Raw genomic sequence first — 21,982 nt, 5'->3', positions numbered from 1 at the left:
GATGATCGATATGCTGTCAACAGCCCGGACGGTCTCGAACGGAATCGGGAGAGACCGAAACCGCAGAGCCTCGCCGAGGCGGTCAGTCGATTTCGCGGCGACCGGAGAATGCTCGGCCGAGGGTGACTTCGTCGGCGTATTCGAGGTCGCCGCCGACGGGCAGCCCCGAGGCCAGGCGGGTGACGGTCACACCGAGCGATCCGAGCAGCCGGACGAGGTAGGTGGCGGTGGCTTCGCCTTCGAGGTTCGGGTCGGTGGCGATGACGGTCTCCTTGACCTCACCGTCCTGCAGGCGGGTCATGAGTTCCTTGATCCGCAGATTATCGGGGCCGACCCCGGCCATCGGGTCGATGGCTCCGCCGAGGACGTGGTAGAGACCCCGGTATTCCCTGGTCCGTTCGATCGCGACGACGTCCTTGGGCTCTTCGACCACGCAGATCATCGACCGGTCACGACGTGGATCCTGGCACACCGTGCATTCGGCTTCCTCGGAGACGTTTCCGCAGATCTCGCAGAACCGCACCCGCTTCTTCACATCGGTGAGTGCCTGGGCCAAAGCATTGACGTCCTGTGCGTCGGTCTGCAGGATGTGGAACGCCAGACGCTGGGCCGATTTCGGCCCGATGCCCGGAAGCTTGCCGAACTCTTCGACCAAGTCCTGGAGGGCACCTTCGTATACAGCGCTCATACTTCTCTTTCGTCAATGATTTCGCCGCCGAGAACCCGTGCGATCACGTCGACGCCCATCTGCGGCGCTTCGGCGACGTCGAGGTCCGTTTCCGGATCATACTCGTCCTCGTCCGATCCCGAACTCTGCGGGTAGGGGCCCGATCCCGGCGCCGAGGCGGCCCCAGGTGCCGAGCCGCCCGCTGGGTCGGCCTGTGGCGCCGATCCGTATCCGGATCCGGCAGGCGGAGTGGTGGGGACACCGTGCTTTTCGGCGAGTGCCGCGAAGCGCGATTTGAATGGCTTCGTCTCTCCTCCGCGGGCCGATGCCGGCGGCGGAGACTGCACGGCTGGTGCCGGCTGGTCGAAGGCGCCTCCCCCGAAATCGCTGGGGCTGTCGGCGAGGTCGGGGTAGTCGAGATCGTCATCGGGCGGTGGTACGACGACGGCTCCGACGTCGACGGCTCCGCTGCCGGCGCTCGTCTCGTCGACGTCGGCTGAAGCAGTCCCAGTCGGTGAGGTGTCGATCGGTGAGGGACCGTCATTCCAGTTCGGTTCTTCCCACCGCGGTTCGACGTATTCCATGGGCGAATTGTCGGCGAAGTGGGACGACGCCGCAGACGCTGATTCCTGCTGGCGGGATGGACCAGATCGGGCGAAGTCGTCGGCCGGTGCAGCGCCCGCCGAACCGGTTCCGGCGTCGGCCGGTTCGGTTCCGGCGTCGGCCGGTGGACCGAAGAAGTCATCGTCGGAGAGGTCGGGGACAACGACGTCCGAAACGACTGGTTCAGAGTCGCTCGGCTCGGAGACGCTCGGTTCGGAGGCGTCTGCGGGCGCATCCGGCGTGAGAGCTTGAGCGTCCGAGGAGTCGTCTTCCGGTTCAGCCGCGGATTCCGACTCGCTTGCGGGCACCACATCGCCCTGCTGTGGGCTCCCGTCCGCGGCTTCGCTGTCGGACCGGTCAGTCTCGGCAGATCGCTCGTCAGCCGGTTCGGCAGAGCTGAATGGTTTGCCTTCTGTTGTGGGTTCAGTCGGTGGACCCGGCTGTTCTCCCTCCTCGTCGTCGGAGGACCAAGGTCCCTGCGTCGGACCGCTGGGTTCCCAGAACTTCTCGTGGTCGACCTGCGGCTTGTCGACTTCACGGGTGCCGACGACCGCGGCGACTTCCTGCGGGCTCGGGCGGCGCTGGCTCGGCGCCGGTCCGTGGTTGCCGCCGGAGCCGTTCACGGGCGGAGCCGAGGATCCTTTGCCCTGATTGCCGCCGCCGGCACTTCCTCCGCCGATCCGGCCGACATCCCCGATGTCGATGCGGGCCTGAATGCCGAGGACGTCGTTGATCGCCGCGGCGAGTTTCGCCGCATGGTCGCGCTGCTGGAATCCCTGGACGGATCCGGCATTGTTGAAGCCGAGGTAGACGACTCCGCCGGAGAACGACTGCGGGATCGCATTGGCGGCGATGATCGCACGAGTCAGACGGCTGCGCTTCTCCACCGAGGCGAGAATGCTCGGCCAGGCACGGCGGATCGCTTCGATCTCGCCGCCGATGTCACCCGTTCCCGCCACCGAGGTGGCTTCCGGTGCCACTGCCTGCTCTGACTGCGAGGCGCTCCCTGGCCCCGCCGGCGCCGCAGACGCCGACGCCGGGGCGGACTGCTGTTCGGCCGCCCTGCGCTGAGGCTGGTCCGCCGGCGCAGTGTCCGGCGCCGAGCCGGGAGATGGGGCGCCGGCAGATTCCTGCATCTGCTGGTTGTCTCGCACAGGCTGCGACTCGGTTTCCGGCGCACGCTCCGCCTCGGGCGAAGGTGCGGACGAGGACGACGTCTGCTGATCCTGCGCCGACGGGCGCTCAGCCGCGGCCGGAGCGTCCTCAGCAGACTGCTGTGTGGGGTCCGCCGGTGCAGGCCGAGGCTGAGGCTCGTGCTGCGACGACGACTCCGGCCGAGCCTGCCGATCGTGCTGGGCCGGCTGAGGAGACTGCTCCTGCTGAGCGGTTTGCGCCGCCGGTTCGTTGAGCATCGACTCGGCGGCTGCGGCCATGGCCGCGATGTCGTCGAAGTCGTCATGAGAGGCGGTCTGGGACTGTCCGGCGGGCGCGTTCGCAACCGGCGCTCCGGCTCCGCGGCCCGGACCACCGACCGACGGCCGACCGCTCGCCTGTCCCTGGTCGGCAGCAGGTGCCGGCTCCTGCCCGGTCCCGGCGGCCGGAGCACCCTGACCGGCCGCCTGCCCCTGTTCCGGAGCCTGCACCGGCGGCACATTCGCAGCCACGCCCGTGGCCGACATGCCGATGCGACGCTCCATCCGCTCGACGCGGCTGAGCACAGCGTCACGGCTGCGACCGGAGCCGGGCAGCAGAATACGGGCACAGATGAGTTCGAGCTGCAGCCTCGGCGAGGTGGCGCCCGACATCTCCGTCAGGCCCACATTCAGCAGATCCGCAGCACGGGAGAGCTCGCCCTGTCCGAAGCCGTTGGCCTGGAGGGTCAGCCGTTCGAGACGGTCCGGCGGCACTTCGGGCAGGAAGGCGTGGGCCGCCTCGGGGGCGGCATTGATGACGATGAGATCCCGGAAGCGCTCCAGCAGGTCTTCGACGAAACGCCTCGGATCCTGACCGGATTCGATGACCCGCTCCACCGCCCGGTACACCCCGGCCCCATCACCGGCGGAGAACGCGTCGACGATGTCGGACAGCAGCGAATCGGGAGTGTATCCGAGCAGCGCGACGGCCCGACCGTAGTCGACCCCATCGGGCCCCGAACCGGCGATGAGCTGATCGAGGACCGAGAGCGTGTCACGCACCGATCCGCCGCCGGCCCGCACCACCAGCGGCAGCACACCCTTGGCCACGTTCACGCCCTCACGAGTGCACAGCTCCTCAAGATAGCTGCCCAACGCTTCCGGCGGCACGAGCCGGAAGGGATAGTGGTGGGTGCGCGAACGGATCGTGCCGATGACCTTCTCAGGCTCGGTCGTGGCGAAGACGAACTTGATATGCGGCGGCGGCTCTTCGACGATCTTGAGCAGAGCGTTGAAGCCCTGCGAGGTGACCATATGCGCCTCATCGAGGATGAACACCTTGTACCGATCGCGCGCGGGCGCATAGACGGCACGTTCACGCAGGTCACGGGCGTCGTCGACACCGTTATGGCTGGCCGCGTCGATCTCGACGACATCGAGCGAACCGGGTCCGCCGTTGGCCAGGTCCCGACAGCTCGGGCACTCCCCGCACGGCACCGGGGTCGGTCCCTGCTCACAGTTGAGGCACCGGGCCAGGATCCGCGCCGAGGTGGTCTTCCCACACCCGCGCGGGCCGGAGAACAGGTAGGCATGGTTGATGCGGCCACGTTCGATGGCGGCCTTCAGCGGATCGGTCACATGCTCTTGACCGATGACCTCATCGAAGGTCTCTGGGCGGTATCTTCTGTACAGTGCGGTGGACACGCCCCTAGCCTAATGCCAACGACTGACACGGTTAAGACGCTCCCGCCACCCGCCGTTGTCGCTGACCTCCCGATCAGGCACGATAGAGATCATGAGCTCAGCCACCCCCTCCCCTGACGAGAACGACCCAGCGAAGACCTTCCGCATCGGCCACAAGGAACGCGACGAGGCGATCGAGCTTCTCCGCGAAGCCGCCGGCGACGGACGGATCACGGTCGACGAGCTCGACGAGCGGATGGAGAAGGTCCAGTCCGCGAAGTTCCCCATCGACCTCGACGAGGTGCTCTCCGACCTCACCACTGAGCTGCCCTCCGATCGCTTCCGCCCCACCTCGGCGATCGCCCCCGCCGCCGGTCGTGCGATGGCAGTCCAGGGCCATGACCGCTTCGATCCGCTCGTCATCAAGGCCGGCTGGGAATCCGAGGTCCGCCGCGCCAGATGGGCCGTACCACCGTTCATCCGCTGCGAGCCCTCGATGTCGAACATCGAACTGAACTTCCTCGAGGTCGAGACAGATCTCGAGGTCATCGAGGTCGAGATCGTCGCCGGAATGGGTGCGGTCACCGTCGTCATCCCCGATGACTGGGCCGTCAATGTCGACCAGCTCTCGAAGACCTGGGGAAGCGTGAAATCCGTCGTCGACGCGGTGCCGACCGGACGCCGGCCCCTCGTGCGGGTGGGCGGATCGATCGGGATGGGCTCCTTCAAGGCCCGCTTCGCGAACTACTTCGACCGCCGCCGATCGGCGAAATGATGGAACCCGGACTCGGCGCTGTCATCTTCCTCACCCTGTGCATCATCGTCGTCTTCAGCATCGGTGCCTTCCTCGTCTACCGGGTGATGAACACTCCCGGATCGCATATCGGCTCACGTCTGCCCAAACACGATCCACGCGCCGAGGCGGCCCCGTCCCACCGCCGATCCGCTGAGGACCGGGCCGGACCCGCCGAGGACCGGCCCGACCCCGACGGCCCGAACAGCACCGACGGCCACGACTGACCCCGGCACTCCTGAGGACTCCGGCCGCAGCGTCCTTGAAAACCGGTGCCCGCCGTGATCGACTTCCATCATGTCTGAGATTCAGATCACCCGCATCGCTGCCGACGATGACACTGCGCTGCTGGCTTGGAACGACGTCATGCGCACCGCCTACACCGAGGCCCGCACCGCCGCCTGGTGGCGCAGCGCGGAGACGACGCTGACCCAATTCGCCGACCCGCGTCCCGGCGGGCAGGACATCGCCCTGGTTGGCCGCCTCGGCGAAGAGATCATCGGCGGTGTCGAGATCAGCCTCTCCACCGAAACACCCACCGATATCGAACTCGGCGTTCTGCCTGACCGGCGCCGACAGGGTTTCGGCACGGCCCTCGCCGAGGCGGCCGCCCAGTTCCTCGATGACGGCGCAGAATCCGCCTCGATCGTCCAGACCGAGACCTATTGCCCGGCCGGGGTGGCTTTCGCGCAGGCGCGCGGGATGAGCATCGGCAACGAGGAGCACCGTCTGCTGCTCGACCTGCCCGCCTACCTGGATGCCGATGCGAACCGGTACAAGGAGTCGGGAGCGTCGACGGTCGTGCCCGTGATCAGGGAGGACCCGGACTTCTCGGTCACCTCGTGGATCGGGGCCTGCCCCGAGGAGGTGCTGGAGTCCTGGACTCAGCTGCGTGAGCAGATGGACGAGGACGTGCCCGTCGGGGGTCTCACCCGCACCGTCAGCCATGCCAGCACGGCCGCGATCCGCAACCATGAGGAGCGGATGGCCAAGCAGGGATGGACCATGGTGAGTTCGATGGCGCATGTGGGCGGACTCGCCGTCGGCTATACGGAGATCATGGTCTCCTCCCACGATCCGCAGATCGTCATCCAGGAGGACACTCTGGTCGACCGTGCCTACCGGGGCCGCGGGATCGGTCGTGCGCTCAAGGTCGCGAACCTGCGCCAGCTGCCTGCAGTCCCGGCGACCGCCTCGGCGGAATGGGTGCAGACGTACACGGCGACGAACAACGAACCGATGCTCGCGCTCAACCGGGACCTCGGGTTCTTCGTCGCCGATACGATGACAGCTCTCGAGAAGAGGGCCGGCCAGAAGCGTACGTGACTGTCTGGTCGACTAGAGTGGTCGGTGACCCGTCCGGCCATCGAATCGAAGCAGACCGCCGTGCCCTCAGAACTCCTCATCGCCGTCCTCGTCTTCATCATCGTCGTCCTCGTGACCGTGCTCGTCATCCGCTCCCGCGCGAGCAGGGCCCGCCGCGAAGCCGAGACGAAAGCACCCGCGGCCCCGCGCGATCCCTTCGCCGCCGACCAGAACACCGGTGGTGATCCCGAAGCCATCAAGGCCGGCGACCTCCTCGAATTCGGCAACGAGAAGTTCTTCGTCCGCGGCACTCTGCGGATCTCCGAAGGCGGCTATGACTGGGCCGAACACTTCTTCCAGGCCGACGCCTCGGCGGCCCGCATGTGGCTGAGCGTCGAACGCGACCCCGACGTCCAGGTCGCCCGCTGGCGCGACCGCCCCGACCTCGACATCGAACCGAAGGCGCGGACCATCACCATCGACGGCACCGACTATGACCTCGTCGAACACGGCACCGCCTCATACCGGTCCGAAGGCACCACAGGGCTGAATGAGAAGGGCGGAGTCGACTACGTCGACTACGAATCCGGCGACGGCCGCCTGCTCGCCTTCGAACGCTTCGACCACGGGCGCTGGGAAGTGAGCACGGGCGAGACGATCCCGACCGGTTCCTTCACCATCTACTCCGGCAGCTGATGCTCACCCTCCCCCGCCCGCTCGACATCCCCTTCACCGACACCAGCGCCGAGGCGCTGCGCTTCAGCCTCGACCACGGCCGGATCGCCCCGCTGGCCGCCCGCACCATCGACGTGCCCACCGAGGCTGTGCCCATCGGCACGGAGGCTGCGCCGCCGCTCACCCTGACGCTGACCATCATCGGCTCCTCCCACCAGGCGATCCTGGGCGAGAGCGCCGCCGATGCGCTCATCGAGACCTTCGCCTGCCTCGGCGAGGAGGCCGACGATTCGTCGCCGGCACGACCGAATTGGGGCCGCGAAGACGTCCGCCACGGCCGGTGGGCCGGATTCACCGAGCACCGTTTCACCGCGACCCGCACGCGAACAGACGGGGATTTCCCGACGGCCGCCGCCGAGGTGCTCGCCGCCAGCGCCGGCCGCGCCCTCACCGCCGAGACCCACCTCTCGGTCGCGTTCCCCGGACAGCCCGGCGCACTGACGGCACTGACGCTGACCTGCGCACGCCCCGAGCGGATCGCCTGGCAGTCGTGGCACTGCTACCCGCAGCATCAGGAGATCGTCCACAGCAGCAGCGAATTGAGGAGGTCGAAATGAGCCAGGGACCGAACGTCTCGATGGGCGGAGGCTCTTTCGATTTCGACCACGAAAACTCCGGTCCATCCGGCCCCCAGCGTCCCAGCGGACCGCAGCGGCCCGGCGGCGGATCGGGGCGGAAGCCGCGCCGCATCGGCTGCGGAACGATCATCTTCTTCGTCGTCATCCTCATCGTCATCGGCAACATGTTCCGAGGCTGCGGTTCGTCCGGATCGTCGGCGAACTGCGGCGACTACGACCTCAGCAACGGCCAATACGTCTCGAACCCCGGCGAGGGCGATTACGAGAAGAACGGCAGCAGCTATGACTACGTCGGCTGCGACTCGTCCCGCTCCGGAGGCGGCGGCTTCTTCTTCCTCCCGTTCTTCACCGGCGGCGGATCGAACTACGGCGACGGCTCAGGCTTCCGCGGCGGCGGACCGGGCACCGGAAAATAGGCACGATCAGGCACAGCGAAAGGCAGACATGCTTCTGAACTACCTCCTCTTCGAGACCGGAGTCGTACTCTCCTATGCGGGCTGCGGCCTCCTCCTCATGGTCATCGGCTACTTCGTCGTCGACCTGCTGACCCCGGGCAAGCTCCACGTCATCCTGTGGGAGCAGAAATCGCGCAACGCCGCGGTCCTCGTCGCCTCCGACCTGGCCGGAGTCGCGATCATCGTCATCGCCGCCATCCGCGCCAGCTCCGATGACCTGGTCGCAGGCATCCTGTCCACCCTCGTCTTCGGCATCCTGGGCATCATCCTCATGGGAGTGAGCTTCGTGCTCATCGGCCTGCTCACTCCGGGCAAGACCGGCGACATCATCAACTCCCCACAGATGCACCCCGAGGTCTGGGTCAACGCCACCGCCCACCTGGGCATCGCGGGCATCATGGCCGCAGCCCTCCTTTGAGCACCGCTGACGAATCCGGTCGGCGCCCGGCCAGGACCGCACCGACCGGCACCACCACCGAGGCGGCCCGACCGATCACCCTTCCGATGCGTCCGGGACCGGCCCGATTCTTCGTCCTGCTCGCCGTGTTCATCTGCGCGAGCTGCGGAATGGTCTACGAGCTCGCGCTCGTGGCCCTGGGGTCGTATCTGCTCGGCGACACCATCGTCCAGGCCTCCATCGTCCTGGCGGTCATGGTCTTCGCCATGGGTGTGGGGTCGCTGGCGACCAAACGGCTGACCGGGTTCGCCGCAGTCTCCTTCGCCCTCATCGAGGCGGCCCTGGGCATCATCGGCGGACTCTCCGTCATCCTGCTCTACCTCGCCTTCGCGTTCGCCGACGTCTACACGGTGGCCATGGTGGCCCTCGCGTTCGTCATCGGCGCGCTCATCGGCGCGGAGATCCCGCTGCTCATGGAGCTCGTCCAACGCATCCGCGCGCAGAAGGCCTCGAGCGCAGTGGCCGACCTCTTCGCCGCCGATTATGTGGGCGGACTCATCGGCGGGCTCGCCTTCCCGTTCCTCCTGCTGCCGCTGCTCGGTCTGCCGCGCGGTGCACTGGCGGTGGGGATGACGAACGCGCTGGTGGGCATCCTCATCGTCCTCTGGGTCTTCCGCTCCGAACTCAGCCGGGCCGCCCAGCTCATGTTGGCAGCGCTGCTTGTGCTCATCCTCGGCGGGCTCACCGTGGTGTGGGTGTATACCGACGACATCGAAGTCACCACCCGGCAGCGTCTCTACCGGGATCCGATCGTGTATTCGCAGCGGTCGGACTACCAGGAGATCGTGCTCACCGAGGCGAAGAGGACCGGTGATACGCGGCTGTTCCTCAACGGGGATCTGCAGTTCGCATCGGCCGATGAGTACCGCTATCACGAAAGCCTCGTCCATCCGTTGCTGAACGGTCCGCGGCGCAACGTCCTCGTCCTCGGCGGCGGCGATGGTTTGGCCGTGCGCGAGATCCTCAAGTATCCCGACGTCGAGTCAGTCACGCTCGTCGACCTCGACCCCGCGGTCCTCGAACTGGCGAAGACCTCGGAGCACTTCACCGCGTTCAACGACGACTCGCTCGACGATCCGCGGGTGACAACGATCGCCGCTGATGCCTTTACGTGGCTGCGGGAGGCGAAGCATTCGGCCTATGACGCGGTCATCGCCGATCTGCCCGATCCCGATGATGTGGCGACGTCGAAGCTCTACAGCATCGAGTTCTACGGGCTCATCCGCCAGGTGATGTCCGCGGAGGCGCGCCTCGTCGTTCAGGCCGGCTCCCCCTATTTCGCCCCAGAGGCCTATTGGGGCATCGGTGAGGCCGTCGCCGAGGCGGGACTGTCGACGACTCCGTATCACGTCGATGTCCCCAGCTTCGGTGATTGGGGATATTTCCTCGCCGATCTCGACGGGGAGGGTCCCGAGGTATCCGTGGCCGATGATGCTCCGGACGGGTTGAAATTCGCCACCGCCGAGGTGCTCGCCGCCTCGACGACGTTCCCACCGGACCGTGATCGCGCGGCTGTGGGCAAGGTCGAAGCCTCGACGCTGCTGCACCCGCGGGTCCTCGATCAGGAACGCGGAGCCTGGGTCGGATACTGAATTCGTCTGACACGGGCTTCTCAAATCGTCAGAGGGCCGACCCACACGGGTCGGCCCTCTGACGTTTCTCTGTCGGTGTTGCCTTCTTGTCGCGGTCAGCCGGCCATGAGGCTGGCCAGGCCGCCGACGATGCCGAAGGAGATTCCGAGTGCCCATCCGAGGACGAGGAGTCCGAGGAAGACAAGGCCCAAGATGAACCCCCATTTGCCCATCTCGTTGTCTCCGAAACCTGCTTCCTGTGAGCGCTTGCGCGCCATATGTCCGGTGATGATGCCGACGACGGGTCCGATGAAGTTGAATCCGAGGAAGGTCGACAGGGTCGCCACGAGCGAGACGATGCCGAGCACCTTGCCCGGGTCCTCCTCGGCGCGTTGGCCATAGCGGTTCTGCGTCGGGTAGCTCTGCGGTGCTTCGTACTGCCCGGCGGACGGGTGTGGGTACTGTCCCGCGGAGGTCTGGTCGAACTGATCGGGGGTCGGGGTGGGTGCTGCGTTCATGGTGCTGGTCTCCTTGGTATCGGCTGTTGACACCAGCCTAGGAAGACGTCACCGGACGCCGACAGGGACCAATCCCCCGACCTGGATAGGGTTTTCCCGAAGTTCAGCGCACGTCGACGAGTGCGTGGTCTTCTCGTCCCATGAGGTAGAGAAGCAGCTCGAGAGGTGCCCCGGTGATCGTCGCGGCCTCACCGCTGCCCTTCTTCCCCGCTGTGCGGGTGCCGAAGCCCGGGGCTTCGACCGTCACGGGACCCTTCGCCTTCGCCGCGTAGGGCAGGAGGGCCACCTTCGTTTGTGCCCACACGGTCGCGGTCTCTGCTTGCGACAGCTGACGCGGAATCCATTCGATCGCGGCCCGGCGGATGTCTTCGTGGTGGACGAGGAACTCGGTCGTGTTCATCACCGTCTCCACTCCCGGCAGGGCGCCCGGAGTCCACTTCGGCGGTGCGGCGACGAGTCCGAGCAGCCGGCTGAACGGCATCTCGGCGTACTCGTCTTCCTTCGCCTGCAGGCGGTCGGAGAACTTCGGCATGAAGATGCCCGCGGCAGCGCGGGGATGACGTTCGCGGATGACGAGGTGGGTGGCAAGGTCCCTGACCGTCCACCCTTCACACAGGGTGGGTGCGTCGTCCCCGGCGCGGCGGGCTGTGTCGACAAGGCGCAGTCGTTCGGCGCGAGCCAGATTGTCTCTCATGACTCTCAGTCTTCCATCCCCGGCTTGGACTCCCCTGGATGCCGGGTCTCATCTCAGCGGCTTGTCACCTCACCGCCCTGCCCAGGCCGTGAGGAAGTCGGCGACGCGGGAGACCGACCGGAAGTCGGCGAATTCGTCTCCGCGGGTCGGCCCGTCGGTGACGATGACGACGGGTTTGCCTGCCTTCGCAGCCGTCCTGACGAACCGCAGTCCCGACAGCACTGCAAGCGAGGAACCGAGCACCACGAGTCCGGCAGCCTCGTCGGCGATCCGATTGGCTGCCTGGACCCTGGCGGCCGGGACGGAATCGCCGAAGTAGACGACATCGGGTTTGAGCAGTCCACCGCATTCGGGGCAGTCGAGGACTGCGAATCCGGCAGTATCCTCGAGTTCGACGTCGCCGTCGGGTGCGGTTTCGACGTCGATGGGGTCGATGCCGACCTCCTCGGCGAAGTCCGGGTTGAGTTCGCTCAGTCTCCGCTGCACCAGGTCGCGGTCGAACAGGTGCCCGTTGCTCAAGCAGATCACCCGGTCGAGGCTGCCGTGGAGGTCGATGACGGGACTCGGCGCCGGCGCTCCGGCCTCTGTCGCACGGTCGGCGGCGACCGCCTCGGCGGCGGCCTGATGGAGTCCATCGACGTTCTGGGTGATGATCCCGGCCACGGACAGCTCGGCCAGGGCGACGTGAGCTTGGTTCGGTTGGGTGCCGCGCATCCGCGGCCAGCCCATCCAGGATCGCGCCCAGTACCTGGCTCGCTGATCGGGGTGGGAGAGGAAAGTCTGGATCGTCATCGGCTTCCGCGGCAGGGAATCCGGTCCGCGGTAGTCGGGCACGCCGGAGTCCGTGCTCATTCCCGCGCCGGTGAGCACCGCCCAGTCCGCGTCGGAATAGGTCTTCGTGAGCACGTCGATGATCGCGGCATCGGGGTGGCTGGCTTCTGGACGCATGCGTCCGCGCAGGGGGTCGAAGATGACTGCCATGGCTCCACTGTAGACATGAGTGCTGACGGAGGGCACCGGGCGGGGCTAGGGTGGGGCCATGGTCAACGTTCTGCTCGTTCATCATTCCCCGTCCGCTGCGACGGTACGGATCGCCGAGGCGGCCGAGTCCGGACTGCGTATGCCCGAGCTCGGCGACATCGACGTCACCATCCGCCCGGCGCTGGAGGCAAGTGTTGCGGATGTGCTCGCTGCGGATGCCTATGTGCTCGGCACGACCGCGAACTTCGGCTATATCTCCGGTGCCCTCAAACACTTCTTCGACACCACCTATGACGCGGTGCGCGAGCCGACCGCCGGCAGGCCGTTCTCCTACTGGATCCACGGCGGCTACGACACGACCGGTGCCGAAACCGCGATGAAGCAGATCACGACCGGCCTGGGCTGGAAGCTCGCCTTCGACCCCCTCATCTTCACCGGCGAAGTCACCGAGGAGCATTTGGAGCGGGCCACGGAATTGGCCGCCACAGTCGCAGTCTCCACCCCCTGATTACTACCTGACGGCGGCCCAGCAACCTCGCGCGAGGTTGCTGGGCCGCCGTCAGGTAGTAGTGGGGAAGTTTTTGGTGAAACTACTTTCCACATTGGAAAGTAGTTGGTAATGTGGAATCACTTCCTCAGAGCCACCACCACTCAAAGGAACCGACATGAACGCGAACCCCACCCCACAGCAGGCAGCAGATCTTCTCAACCAGGTCGAAGCGAACCAGTCCCAGGCGCGCAGCGGGGATGCGTGGCCGCTGGTCACACTGCTCTTCGTCCTCTCCGCCGGACTCTCCGTCGGGCTCACGGCCATCGGCATCATCGACGACAACACGACTCAGCTCATCATCGCCGGAGCCGGACTGAGCTGGCTCGTCCCGGCACTGGTCGTCTACCTCGTCACGGCTTTGTCCTGGAGCCGCCGCTCCACGGCTCTGCTGCTGACATGGCTGGGCGTCATCATCGTCGCCTTCGTCGCCGGCGTCATGGCCGATTCGTTCGCAGCCGGCGGTCCGATCCCGTTCATCGCCGCAGGACTGCTGTGGGTCGCCGCCCCGGTCTTCTCCCTGTTGGCCCTGCGCCGCTGAGGAGGGACCGACGATGACTGCGAAACACAACTCCGCAACCGAACCAGAGGACGCCCGCACCGAAGACGAGCCGATCCCCCACCTCGGCGACTCTCTGACCCGCCTCGAACCGGAACTCAACAACCCCACACGGCTCGGCATCGTCTCGAGCCTGAAGAACCGGGACAGAGCCGAGTTCAAACTGCTGCGCGACAGTCTCGGCGTCTCCGATTCCGTGCTCTCCCGGCACATCACCGCACTCGAGAAGGCCGGAATGATCGAGGTGAAGAAAGGGTACGTGGGCAAACGCCCGCGCACCTGGGTCTCGATCAGCAAAGACGGGAACAGCCGTCTCGAGGCACACATCCAAGCACTGCGGGAACTGGCCGGAGCATAGCCCTGGAAATCACTGTTCCCCCTGGTGAGAAGATCGGTTAGGCTGATGGAAACCGTTGCAAGGAGGCATGATGACCACACCGACGAGCTCTGAGATCCCGTTCCTCGAACTCCACGAAGTCTCTACTCTCATCCGAACCCGACAGCTGTCCTCCCATGAGGTCACCGAGGCGATGCTTGAGCGCATCGACAGCCTCGAACCCCGGCTGCAGGCCTTCGCCACGGTCATGGCCGAATCCGCTCTCGCCGAGGCCGACCGGGCTGATGCGCTGCTGGCTCGCGGACACTGGCTCGGTGACCTGCACGGTGTTCCCGTTGCGGTCAAGGACCTCGCGAACACCCACGATGCTCCGACCGGAGCCGGCACGACGATCCACGCGGACTTCCGCCCCGACTTCGATGCAACCGTCGTCGCCCGACTCCGGGCCGCCGGAGCCGTCATCCTCGGCAAACTGCGCCTGACCGAGGGCGCGTTCACCGGTCACCATCCGGACCTGCCGACCCCAGTCAACCCCTGGGACGCCGACACCTGGTCGGGAGTGTCCTCCTCCGGTTCGGGCGTGGCCACTGCGGCCGGACTCTGCTTTGCCTCGCTGGGCTCGGACACCGGCGGATCGATCCGGCTGCCGTCGTCGGCCAACGGGGTCACCGGCCTCAAACCGACCTGGGGCCGCGTCTCTCGCCACGGTATCTTCGCACTCGCTCCCAGCCTCGACCACATCGGACCGATGACCCGCAGCGCCCGTGATGCCGCGATCGCACTGCGGGCCATCGCCGGCCACGATCCCGCCGATCCCACCTCCTCGCTCGAACCGGTCCCCGACTATCCCCGGCAGCTGCGCGTCGACCGGGCTCCGGTCGTCGGTGTCGACCACGCGCTGGCCGCAGAGCACTTCGACGCCGCCACGAATGCGATGCTCGACGACACCATCGAAGCCGTCACCGGCTTGGGGTGGAGGGTTCTCGAGGTCGAGACTCCCGGCATGGAGGCGGCGGCCCAGGAATGGACGGCGCTGTGCGGGGTCGAAACCGCCGGCGTCCACGTCGAGACGTATCCGGCTCGCTCGACGGAATACGGTCCCGACCTGTCCGGTCTCATCGAGGTGGGGCGCGGCCTGTCCGCCGTCGACTACCACCGGCTGCTCGAATCGAGACGGGCCTTCACCGGCCGCATGCGCACACTGATGGCCGATATCGATCTGCTTCTGCTGCCGGGGATCGGCGTCGGCTCACCGACGATCGAACAGATGGAGAATCTGGGTTCGGATCCGAAGCTGTTTGCCGCGGTGACCGTGCCGACGGCTCCGATCGACAACTGTGGGATGCCGTCGATCACGGTGCCCGCAGGGTTCACCGACCGCGGCACTCCCCTGGCCGCTCAGTTCGTCGGCGGTGACTTCACCGAGCCCTTGGTCTTGGCGGCCGGTCACGCCTTCCAGCAGGTCACCGGATTCCACACTCGCCATCCGGAGATCACCGGAACATGAGTCCGCGTATTCTGAGGCAGTGACCACCACGATCAGACCGTTTCGCTCCGGGGGCTCGGCCTCGGAGCATGTGACCGAACGCCGTCTGCCCCGCTACGCAGCGGGACAGGTGTCTCTGCCGATGCAGATCCTCGGCTCTGCGGAGACGATGGAGCACGAGACCTATTGGACCGAACACTCCCATCCGACCCATGAGCTGCTGTGGCGAGATGCCGGTGTGGGAACGGTGACGATCGGCGCCCGGACCTGGACGATCACTCCGCCGCTGGGGATGTGGATCCCGGCCGGGGTCCCGCATTCCGGGTGGACGCCTGCCGGAGTGGTCGTCAAAGCGGCACAGTTCGATGTCGACGATCCGCCGATGGGCGATGCGCCGACCTCCGTGCGAATCCACCCGCTGCTGCGCCTTCTGCTCTCACGTCTGCAGACCCTCGATCCCCGAACCGATTCCTATGCGCTGACCGAGGCGATGATCCTCGATGTCCTGTCCCCCGCCGAGCACGAGGTCCTCGTCCACCGACCGAGCGCCGAGCTGCTGACTCCGATCGTCGAGACGGTGCTGGGCGACCCCGGCGATCCGACGACCCTTCAGGGATGGGCGACGCGCCTGGGAACGAGCCCGCGCACAATCACCCGCGCCTTCACCGCGGAGACCGGTCTGGGATTCAACCGATGGGTGACCACGGCCCGCATCCACTCTGCGATCACCTTGATCGGACTCGGCTGCGAGATCCCCGATGCCGCCGCCGAGGTGGGATATGCCTCGGCGAGCGCATTCACCACGGCCTGCAGACGGATCACGGGGACGACGCCGGCGAATCTCCGAGCAGAGATACCACCGACGCATCTGTCCGTTTGACGCAATCGAGTGTCGCTATTGCTCGATTGCGCCGACACCTCCCCTCGGCTACTTTGATTAGGCACACCTAATTACTCAGCTTTCCGGGTGTGTCCCTACGCACCTTTCGAAAGGAAGCAATGAACCGCCCATCTCGTGCCTTCGCTCTGCCTGTCGCCGTCTTGGCAGCACTCACCCTCTCCGCCTGTTCATCGTCCGGTTCATCCGCTGATGCCGAATCCGGCGACGGTGACTGGGCACCGGTGACCATCGAACACGCCCTCGGCACGACGAAGATCGAGTCGAAGCCCGAACGGGTCGCCACCGTCAATTGGGCCAACCATGAAGTGCCCCTGGCGCTCGGCGTCGTACCGGTCGGCATGGCCGGCGCCGACTTCGGAGATGATGACGGCAACGGCGTTCTCCCATGGGTCGAAGACAAGCTCGACGATCTGGGAGCGGAGACGCCCACGCTGTTCGACGAGACCGACGGCATCGACTTCGAAGCCGTCGCGGACACCCAGCCAGACGTCATCCTCGCCGGATATTCGGGTCTGAGCCAGGAGGACTATGACACGTTGTCCGAGATCGCACCGGTCGTGGCCTATCCGGAGACCGCGTGGGGCACCCCCTGGCGAGAGATGATCGAGATCAACAGCGAAGCCATCGGCATGAAGGACGAAGGTGAGGAACTCATCGCCGACCTCGAATCGGAGATCGACTCATCGGTCGCCGAGCACCCGGCGATCAAGGACAAGTCGACGATGTTCCTCACCCACGTCGACCCCTCCGACCTGTCCGAGGTCAACTTCTACACCACGCACGACACCCGAGCGATGTTCTTCGAGGACCTCGGAATGAAGGCACCGGCCAGCATCGCAGAGGCTTCGGACGCCACCGATCAGTTCTCCTCGAAGGTCAGTGCCGAACAGGCCGATGTCTTCGACGACGTCGACATCATCGTCACCTACGGCGACGACAAGCTCGTCAAGACCCTCGAGGACGACGAACTGCTCTCGCAGATGCCTGCGGTGAAGAACGATGCGATCGTCAACCTGCCCGGCGACCAGCCCTTGGGCACCGCCGCCAACCCGACTCCGCTGTCGATCTCGTACATCCTCGACGACTACCTCGACGAGCTCGACGAGGCCGCCTCGAATCAGAAGTAGGCAGCCGCCTCGATGACAGCCCCCTCGACAGCGGTCTCGACCGCCGCCAGGCTGCGGCGGTCGACCCGCGTCCGCTTCCTGTGGATGCTCGCAGCCCTCACCCTCGTCGTCGTCCTCATGATCGCCTCGACCATGATCGGCTCCCGCAATGTCGGCCTGGATGACGTGTGGGCCGCCTACGGCGGTTCGGCGACCGGCTTCGATCAGGCCGCGGTGGCCAAGCGCATCCCTCGCACCCTGCTCGCCGTCTGCGTCGGCGCGGCCCTCGGCGTCTCCGGAGCCGTCATGCAGGGTGTGACACGCAATCCTCTGGCCGACCCTGGCATCCTCGGTGTCAATACCGGGGCGTCCTTGGCCGTGGTCATCGGCATCGCCTTCTTCGGCATATCCAGTGCTGAGGGCTATATCTGGTTCGCCATCGCCGGTGCGGCGGTCACCGCTGTGTTCGTCTACGCCGTCGGGTCCCTCGGCCGACAGGGGGCGACCCCGCTCAAGCTCGCTCTGGCCGGAGCCGCCACCGCAGCTGCCCTGTCCTCTTTCATCTCCGCTGTAGTCCTCCCTCGCGGTGACATCTCCGATCTCGCACGGGATTGGCAGATCGGTGGGGTCGGCGGAGTCACCATGGATTCCGTCCTGCTCATCGTGCCCTTCCTCATCGGCGGCTTCCTCATCAGCGCCTGGTGTGGTCCGGGGCTCAACGCTCTTGCCCTCGGCGACGAGCTCGCGGCGGGTCTCGGTCAGCATGTGGGACTCACCCGAGCCCTGTCCGCAGCCGGGGCCGTCGTCCTCTGCGGTGCCGCCACCGCCGTGGCCGGACCCATCGGCTTCCTCGGACTCGTCATCCCCCATGCCTGCCGACTGCTCATCGGCGTCGACCACCGGTGGCTGCTCCCGTTCTCGGCAGTCACCGGCGCCGGGCTGCTGACTGCATCCGACATCCTCGGTCGCATCGTCGCCCGACCGGCCGAACTTGACGTCGGCATTCTCACCGCGCTCATCGGCGCTCCGTTCTTCATCGCCATCGTCCGCCGGCAGAAGGTCCGATCCCTGTGAGTATCACACCACTGACCCCCACTGCCGAGGCGGTCGTCAGCCTGCGCAGGGCGCGGTCGAGGCGCTGGACGAGCATCGTCGTGATCCTCTCCGTGCTCATCGTCGCGACCTTTCTGGCCAGCCTCATGGTCGGGCAGACTTTCTATTCCTTCGACAAGGTCGTCCGTGTCGTCGCCGGCGAACAGGTCCCCGGGGCGTCTTTCACCGTCGGCCGTCTCCGTCTGCCCCGTGCCGTGATGGCGCTGGCTGTGGGGCTGAGCTTCGGACTCGGCGGGGTCACGTTCCAGACGATGCTGCGCAATCCCCTGGCCAGTCCCGACATCATCGGCATCAGCTCGGGAGCATCGGCGGCCGCGGTGTTCGCGATCATCACCCTCGGCCTCGGCACCACCGGCGTCTCGATCTTCGCCATCGTCGCCGGCCTCGCGGTGGCGCTGCTCATCTATCTGCTCGCATATAAGAACGGGGCTGCGGGAATCCGCCTCATCCTCGTCGGCATCGGCATCTCCTCGATGCTGACGGCCCTGATCAATTGGGAGCTAACGCGGGCGTCCCAATGGGACCTCCAAGAGGCGCTGCGCTGGTTGGCCGGCAGCCTCAACGGTGCGAATTGGGAGTCCGTGATTCCGGTGCTCATCGCGCTCGTCATCCTGGCCCCGCTGCTCCTCGGCCAGTCGAAGAACCTCTCGATCACGCAGCTCGGCGACGACACCGCCGAGGCTCTCGGCGTGCGCGTGTCCCGGACGCGCCTCTTCGTCATCATCACGGCCGTCGGACTCATCGCCTTCGCCACCGCTGCGGCCGGCCCGGTGGCCTTCGTCGCCTTTCTCTCCGGACCGATCGCCGCCCGACTCATCGGGCCGGGTTCCTCACTCCTCATGCCAGCGGGACTCGTCGGGGCACTCCTCGTGCTCGTCGCCGATCTCATCGGTCAGTTCGCACTCGGCACTCGGTATCCGGTCGGTGTCATCACCGGTGTTCTCGGCGCCCCGTACCTCATCTACCTCATCATCAGAATCAATCGTTCGGGAGGTTCCCTGTGACCACGGACCATTCGCTTGCGGCCGAGGGTCTGCATCTGTCCTACGGGGACGCCGATATCATCTCCGGCCTCAGCCTCACCCTGCCGTCCGGGGACATCACGGGCATCGTCGGGGCCAATGCCTGCGGCAAGTCCACGCTGCTGAAATCGATGTCTCGGCTGCTGACCCCGCGTGCGGGGCAGGTTGTCCTCGACGGTCGGCAGGTGCATGCGATGCCCGCGAAGCAGCTCGCCCGCATCCTCGGCCTGCTCCCTCAGACTCCGATCGCCCCGGAGGGCATCACGGTCGCCGACCTCGTCGGACGAGGTCGCCATCCGCATCAGGGAGCTTTCTCCCGCTGGAGTGCCGCCGACGACCTCGCAGTCGCCGAGGCCCTGGACACCACCGGCACAGCGGAGCTCGCCGACCGGCCCGTGGACGAGCTCTCCGGAGGTCAGCGACAGCGTGTGTGGATCGCGATGGCCCTGGCCCAGCAGACCGACATCCTGCTCCTCGACGAACCGACGACTTTCCTCGACGTCAACCATCAGGTCGAAGTCCTCGACCTGCTCACCGAGCTCAATCATCGCTCCGGAGTGACGATCGTCATGGTCCTCCACGACCTCAACCTCGCCGCCCGCTACTGTGATCGGCTCGTCATGCTCTCAGGCGGCACCATCCATGCCCAGGGCACGCCTGCCGAGGTTCTCACCGAGGACAACGTCCATCATGTCTTTGGACTGGAGAACCGGATCATCGAGGACCCCGTGTCCGGTCAGCCGCTCATGCTCCCGATCGGGCGTCACCGCACGCTGGGCTGACTCGCCGACGGCTCAGTCCGCTGACTTCCGAGCCACCATCTCGTCGATCCAGATCGGGGCGAAGGGTGAGGTGCACCCGGGAGAGGTCGGGTAGTCGCGCAGCACGCCGAGGCGCTCACCGATGTCCATGGCCCGTGCCCGCAGGTCCGGGTTCTCGATGCCGATATACGACAGCGTCTCGTTCATCGCCCACTGCAGCCGTTCGGGCGCATCGGCCATCTCCACTTCGATCGCATCCAGCAGACCGGGCAGATCGAGGCCCTCGGGCTTCCGGTTGACCCGCTCGCTCGTCAGCGCCCACCCGGCGGAGGCGACCACCGGGTCGGGATCATCCATCCAGGCCCGGCGCAGCGCTTCGGCGTGGGGTGACTTCTTGACGATGTTGCTGACCAGCCAACCGTGCACCTTCGGGACTCGGGAGTCACGCAGCATCTCATCGAGCTGTGCTTCGCTCCAGGCTTTGGGCCGCATGATGAGGATCGCGACGAGGCGGGCCGCGGTGTCTCCGGACGCCCAGAGTTCGGCGGCGAGGTCGTCGTTCTTCTTCAGTTCCTTCGCCACGGCTCGCAGCTTCGTGAGGTTGACCGCGTGGTCGTCGCCGTGGCGGGCATTGACGGCGCGGATCTTCTCATCCTCGAGTGAGGCCAGGGCGGCGAGCACCTCGGTGCTGGTTGTCACGGTGTACTCCCGGGTCGGATCCGTGCGCGCCCCGAATGCGCGCATCGGTGTGAGCCGATGATAGCCGAGGACCGGCCGCTGCAGTCAGTCATCGTCATCGGCATGTGGGGACGTTTCGAGCTGGGCGCGTGACTTCTTCACTCCTCTGAATCCGACGATGACGACGATCATGCCGACTACCGCACCGATGACGGTTTCGATGGCGCGGGAGGCCAGCAGCTCCGCAACCGGGTGCGGGTTGCCGATCTGAGTCATGAGCAGGGCCAACGGTGTGATGAAGAGCAGAGCCACCGAATAGTTGCGCAACACGAAGATCTCGGCGAGGAACTGCAGCAGGATCACCCACACGACCAGCTGCCATGCCTCGGTGGGGAACGACAGCAGGAATGCGGTGACGATCACGCCCAGCAGGGTTCCGACCACACGATGGACACCGCGCTTGAGGCGGGCCGAGCGCCCCGGCGGGGTGATCGGTGCGACCGCTGCGACCATCGCCCAGTAGCTGTGCGACAGCAGCGGCAGCACATCGATGAGCAGAGTGCCCAGTATTCCGGCGATGAGCGGGGCGATCGTGAAGCGGGCGGCGTGGGCGGCGAGTTCGGCCTTGCCCGCCGGCGAGAGTCCCACTCGGACGTAGGTCTCCTTCTCCGGCGGCATCCGTTCGCCGATGCGGTGGGCCAGGGCCCCGAGACCGATGCTCACCAGCGCCGAGGCGGCCGCCACGCCCATCGCCAGCGGCACCGATGCGCCGTTCGGGATGGAACCGACGGCTCCGGTGGCGAAGATGAAGAAGATCGACCCGCCGGGTTTGAGCCGGAAGCGCAGTGCGATGGCCGCTCCCACGCCGGACACCAGCGAGGTGACGACGACGAGTGCCCAGATCGATGCGCCGAGGCTGCCCAGCAGCGCCCCGATGCCCACGCAGACGACGAGGACGACGGCCGCGATCGACTGCCGCCTCGTCCGTGAGCGTGGGGATTCGAATCGGGCATAGATGCCGGTGAAGGCGCCGAAGGCGGCATAGACGGCAAGGTCGAGGCGGTCGATTCCCAGCAGCACGAGGAGCGGGATGGCGACTCCCAAGGCGATGCGGAACGCGGGAATATGGTCGCGTTCGCCCGGTGGGATGCGGAAGAACTCCTGCACGCGGCTCAAACGGATTCGGCCCCTTTCGGACTCGGAAACGGACCCCGGTGACGGGATCGCTGAGATGGGAGGGTGAGTTGAAGGCTCCCTTCGATCCTAGTCGGCTGCCGGTGCGGGTCGACGTCTTCCGCC

24 protein-coding genes are annotated in these 21,982 nt (G+C 66.5%); 17 read left to right on the top strand and 7 right to left on the bottom strand.

Annotated features, from left to right (window positions below; translation table 11 throughout):
• Window positions 1-82 precede the first annotated feature (82 nt).
• Window positions 83-688: a recombination mediator RecR gene (gene recR / locus FHG09_RS19125; RefSeq protein ID WP_152349230.1), complete on the bottom strand. Its 606-nt coding sequence runs from the start codon at window positions 686-688 to the stop codon at window positions 83-85.
• Window positions 685-4,107 carry a DNA polymerase III subunit gamma and tau gene (locus FHG09_RS19120; RefSeq protein ID WP_152349229.1) on the bottom strand — a complete coding sequence of 1,141 codons (3,423 nt, stop codon included), beginning with the start codon at window positions 4,105-4,107 and terminating at the stop codon, window positions 685-687. Before FHG09_RS19120 ends, recR begins: the two co-directional genes overlap by 4 nt.
• Window positions 4,108-4,198: 91 nt before the next feature.
• Between FHG09_RS19120 and FHG09_RS19115 the strand changes: the two genes are divergently transcribed.
• The 8 genes from FHG09_RS19115 (at window position 4,199) to FHG09_RS19080 (ending at window position 10,001) form a co-directional block, all read left to right on the top strand.
• On the top strand, window positions 4,199-4,861 hold the full coding sequence (locus FHG09_RS19115) for a DUF1707 domain-containing protein (RefSeq protein ID WP_193627453.1): 663 nt from the start codon (window positions 4,199-4,201) through the stop codon (window positions 4,859-4,861).
• Window positions 4,858-5,106 (top strand): hypothetical protein, encoded by a 249-nt coding sequence (locus tag FHG09_RS19110; protein WP_152349228.1) that lies wholly within the window; start codon window positions 4,858-4,860, stop codon window positions 5,104-5,106. The genes FHG09_RS19115 and FHG09_RS19110 overlap by 4 nt, the downstream gene beginning before the upstream one ends.
• A 70-nt stretch (window positions 5,107-5,176) precedes the next feature.
• Window positions 5,177-6,205 (top strand): GNAT family N-acetyltransferase, encoded by a 1,029-nt coding sequence (locus FHG09_RS19105; RefSeq protein ID WP_152349227.1) that lies wholly within the window; start codon window positions 5,177-5,179, stop codon window positions 6,203-6,205.
• A gap of 24 nt (window positions 6,206-6,229) precedes the next feature.
• On the top strand, window positions 6,230-6,880 hold the full coding sequence (locus tag FHG09_RS19100; protein ID WP_227492886.1) for a DUF4178 domain-containing protein: 651 nt from the start codon (window positions 6,230-6,232) through the stop codon (window positions 6,878-6,880).
• On the top strand, window positions 6,880-7,476 hold the full coding sequence (locus FHG09_RS19095; protein ID WP_152349226.1) for a DUF2617 family protein: 597 nt from the start codon (window positions 6,880-6,882) through the stop codon (window positions 7,474-7,476). The genes FHG09_RS19100 and FHG09_RS19095 overlap by 1 nt, the downstream gene beginning before the upstream one ends.
• Complete coding sequence (locus FHG09_RS19090) at window positions 7,473-7,913, top strand: hypothetical protein (protein ID WP_227492885.1); 441 nt, start codon at window positions 7,473-7,475, stop codon at window positions 7,911-7,913. Before FHG09_RS19095 ends, FHG09_RS19090 begins: the two co-directional genes overlap by 4 nt.
• A gap of 28 nt (window positions 7,914-7,941) precedes the next feature.
• Entirely contained in the window at window positions 7,942-8,370 is a 429-nt protein-coding gene (locus FHG09_RS19085) for a DUF350 domain-containing protein (RefSeq protein WP_152349225.1), read from the top strand.
• The gene (locus FHG09_RS19080) at window positions 8,367-10,001 is read left to right on the top strand and encodes a polyamine aminopropyltransferase (protein ID WP_227492884.1); all 1,635 of its coding nucleotides are present in this window, start codon (window positions 8,367-8,369) and stop codon (window positions 9,999-10,001) included. Before FHG09_RS19085 ends, FHG09_RS19080 begins: the two co-directional genes overlap by 4 nt.
• A gap of 95 nt (window positions 10,002-10,096) precedes the next feature.
• Here the strand turns inward: FHG09_RS19080 and FHG09_RS19075 are convergent, their stop codons facing one another.
• The 3 genes from FHG09_RS19075 to FHG09_RS19065 form a co-directional block, all read right to left on the bottom strand.
• Window positions 10,097-10,498 carry a DUF4190 domain-containing protein gene (locus FHG09_RS19075; RefSeq protein ID WP_152349224.1) on the bottom strand — a complete coding sequence of 134 codons (402 nt, stop codon included), beginning with the start codon at window positions 10,496-10,498 and terminating at the stop codon, window positions 10,097-10,099.
• 103 nt (window positions 10,499-10,601) lie between these two features.
• A complete protein-coding gene (locus tag FHG09_RS19070; RefSeq protein ID WP_152349223.1) occupies window positions 10,602-11,192 on the bottom strand; it encodes a TIGR03085 family metal-binding protein in 591 nt (196 codons plus the stop codon).
• 69 nt (window positions 11,193-11,261) lie between these two features.
• The gene (locus tag FHG09_RS19065; RefSeq protein ID WP_152349222.1) at window positions 11,262-12,173 is read right to left on the bottom strand and encodes a Sir2 family NAD-dependent protein deacetylase; all 912 of its coding nucleotides are present in this window, start codon (window positions 12,171-12,173) and stop codon (window positions 11,262-11,264) included.
• A 58-nt stretch (window positions 12,174-12,231) separates the two neighbouring features.
• On the opposite strand from FHG09_RS19065, the gene FHG09_RS19060 reads away from it, so the two are divergent.
• From FHG09_RS19060 to FHG09_RS19020, 9 genes are all read left to right on the top strand, one after another.
• Entirely contained in the window at window positions 12,232-12,681 is a 450-nt protein-coding gene (locus tag FHG09_RS19060; RefSeq protein ID WP_152349221.1) for a flavodoxin family protein, read from the top strand.
• Window positions 12,682-12,838: 157 nt separating this feature from the next.
• On the top strand, window positions 12,839-13,261 hold the full coding sequence (locus FHG09_RS19055) for a hypothetical protein (RefSeq protein ID WP_152349220.1): 423 nt from the start codon (window positions 12,839-12,841) through the stop codon (window positions 13,259-13,261).
• A 13-nt stretch (window positions 13,262-13,274) separates the two neighbouring features.
• On the top strand, window positions 13,275-13,637 hold the full coding sequence (locus tag FHG09_RS19050) for a winged helix-turn-helix domain-containing protein (protein ID WP_152349219.1): 363 nt from the start codon (window positions 13,275-13,277) through the stop codon (window positions 13,635-13,637).
• A gap of 70 nt (window positions 13,638-13,707) precedes the next feature.
• Window positions 13,708-15,123, top strand: coding sequence for an amidase (locus tag FHG09_RS19045; RefSeq protein WP_227492883.1), 1,416 nt, complete (start codon window positions 13,708-13,710; stop codon window positions 15,121-15,123).
• Window positions 15,124-15,142: 19 nt separating this feature from the next.
• Window positions 15,143-15,982 carry a helix-turn-helix domain-containing protein gene (locus FHG09_RS19040; RefSeq protein WP_152349217.1) on the top strand — a complete coding sequence of 280 codons (840 nt, stop codon included), beginning with the start codon at window positions 15,143-15,145 and terminating at the stop codon, window positions 15,980-15,982.
• Window positions 15,983-16,101: 119 nt separating this feature from the next.
• Complete coding sequence (locus tag FHG09_RS19035; protein ID WP_152349216.1) at window positions 16,102-17,130, top strand: iron-siderophore ABC transporter substrate-binding protein; 1,029 nt, start codon at window positions 16,102-16,104, stop codon at window positions 17,128-17,130.
• A gap of 12 nt (window positions 17,131-17,142) precedes the next feature.
• Complete coding sequence (locus FHG09_RS19030) at window positions 17,143-18,183, top strand: FecCD family ABC transporter permease (RefSeq protein ID WP_152349215.1); 1,041 nt, start codon at window positions 17,143-17,145, stop codon at window positions 18,181-18,183.
• Window positions 18,180-19,226: a FecCD family ABC transporter permease gene (locus FHG09_RS19025; RefSeq protein WP_152349214.1), complete on the top strand. Its 1,047-nt coding sequence runs from the start codon at window positions 18,180-18,182 to the stop codon at window positions 19,224-19,226. The genes FHG09_RS19030 and FHG09_RS19025 overlap by 4 nt, the downstream gene beginning before the upstream one ends.
• Window positions 19,223-20,026 (top strand): ABC transporter ATP-binding protein, encoded by an 804-nt coding sequence (locus FHG09_RS19020; protein WP_152349213.1) that lies wholly within the window; start codon window positions 19,223-19,225, stop codon window positions 20,024-20,026. The genes FHG09_RS19025 and FHG09_RS19020 overlap by 4 nt, the downstream gene beginning before the upstream one ends.
• Window positions 20,027-20,038: 12 nt before the next feature.
• Here FHG09_RS19020 and FHG09_RS19015 read toward each other — a convergent pair whose 3' ends face one another.
• Entirely contained in the window at window positions 20,039-20,749 is a 711-nt protein-coding gene (locus FHG09_RS19015; RefSeq protein ID WP_152349212.1) for a DNA alkylation repair protein, read from the bottom strand.
• A gap of 39 nt (window positions 20,750-20,788) precedes the next feature.
• Window positions 20,789-21,850: an FUSC family protein gene (locus tag FHG09_RS19010; protein WP_227492888.1), complete on the bottom strand. Its 1,062-nt coding sequence runs from the start codon at window positions 21,848-21,850 to the stop codon at window positions 20,789-20,791.
• Window positions 21,851-21,982: the final 132 nt, after the last annotated feature.

The sequence above is a fragment of the Brevibacterium sp. CFH 10365 genome (assembly GCF_009299785.1).
Classification (GTDB): domain Bacteria; phylum Actinomycetota; class Actinomycetes; order Actinomycetales; family Brevibacteriaceae; genus Brevibacterium; species Brevibacterium limosum.
The sequence above is the reverse complement of the archived record's forward strand: the minus strand, read 5'-3'. Positions and strand labels throughout refer to the sequence as shown.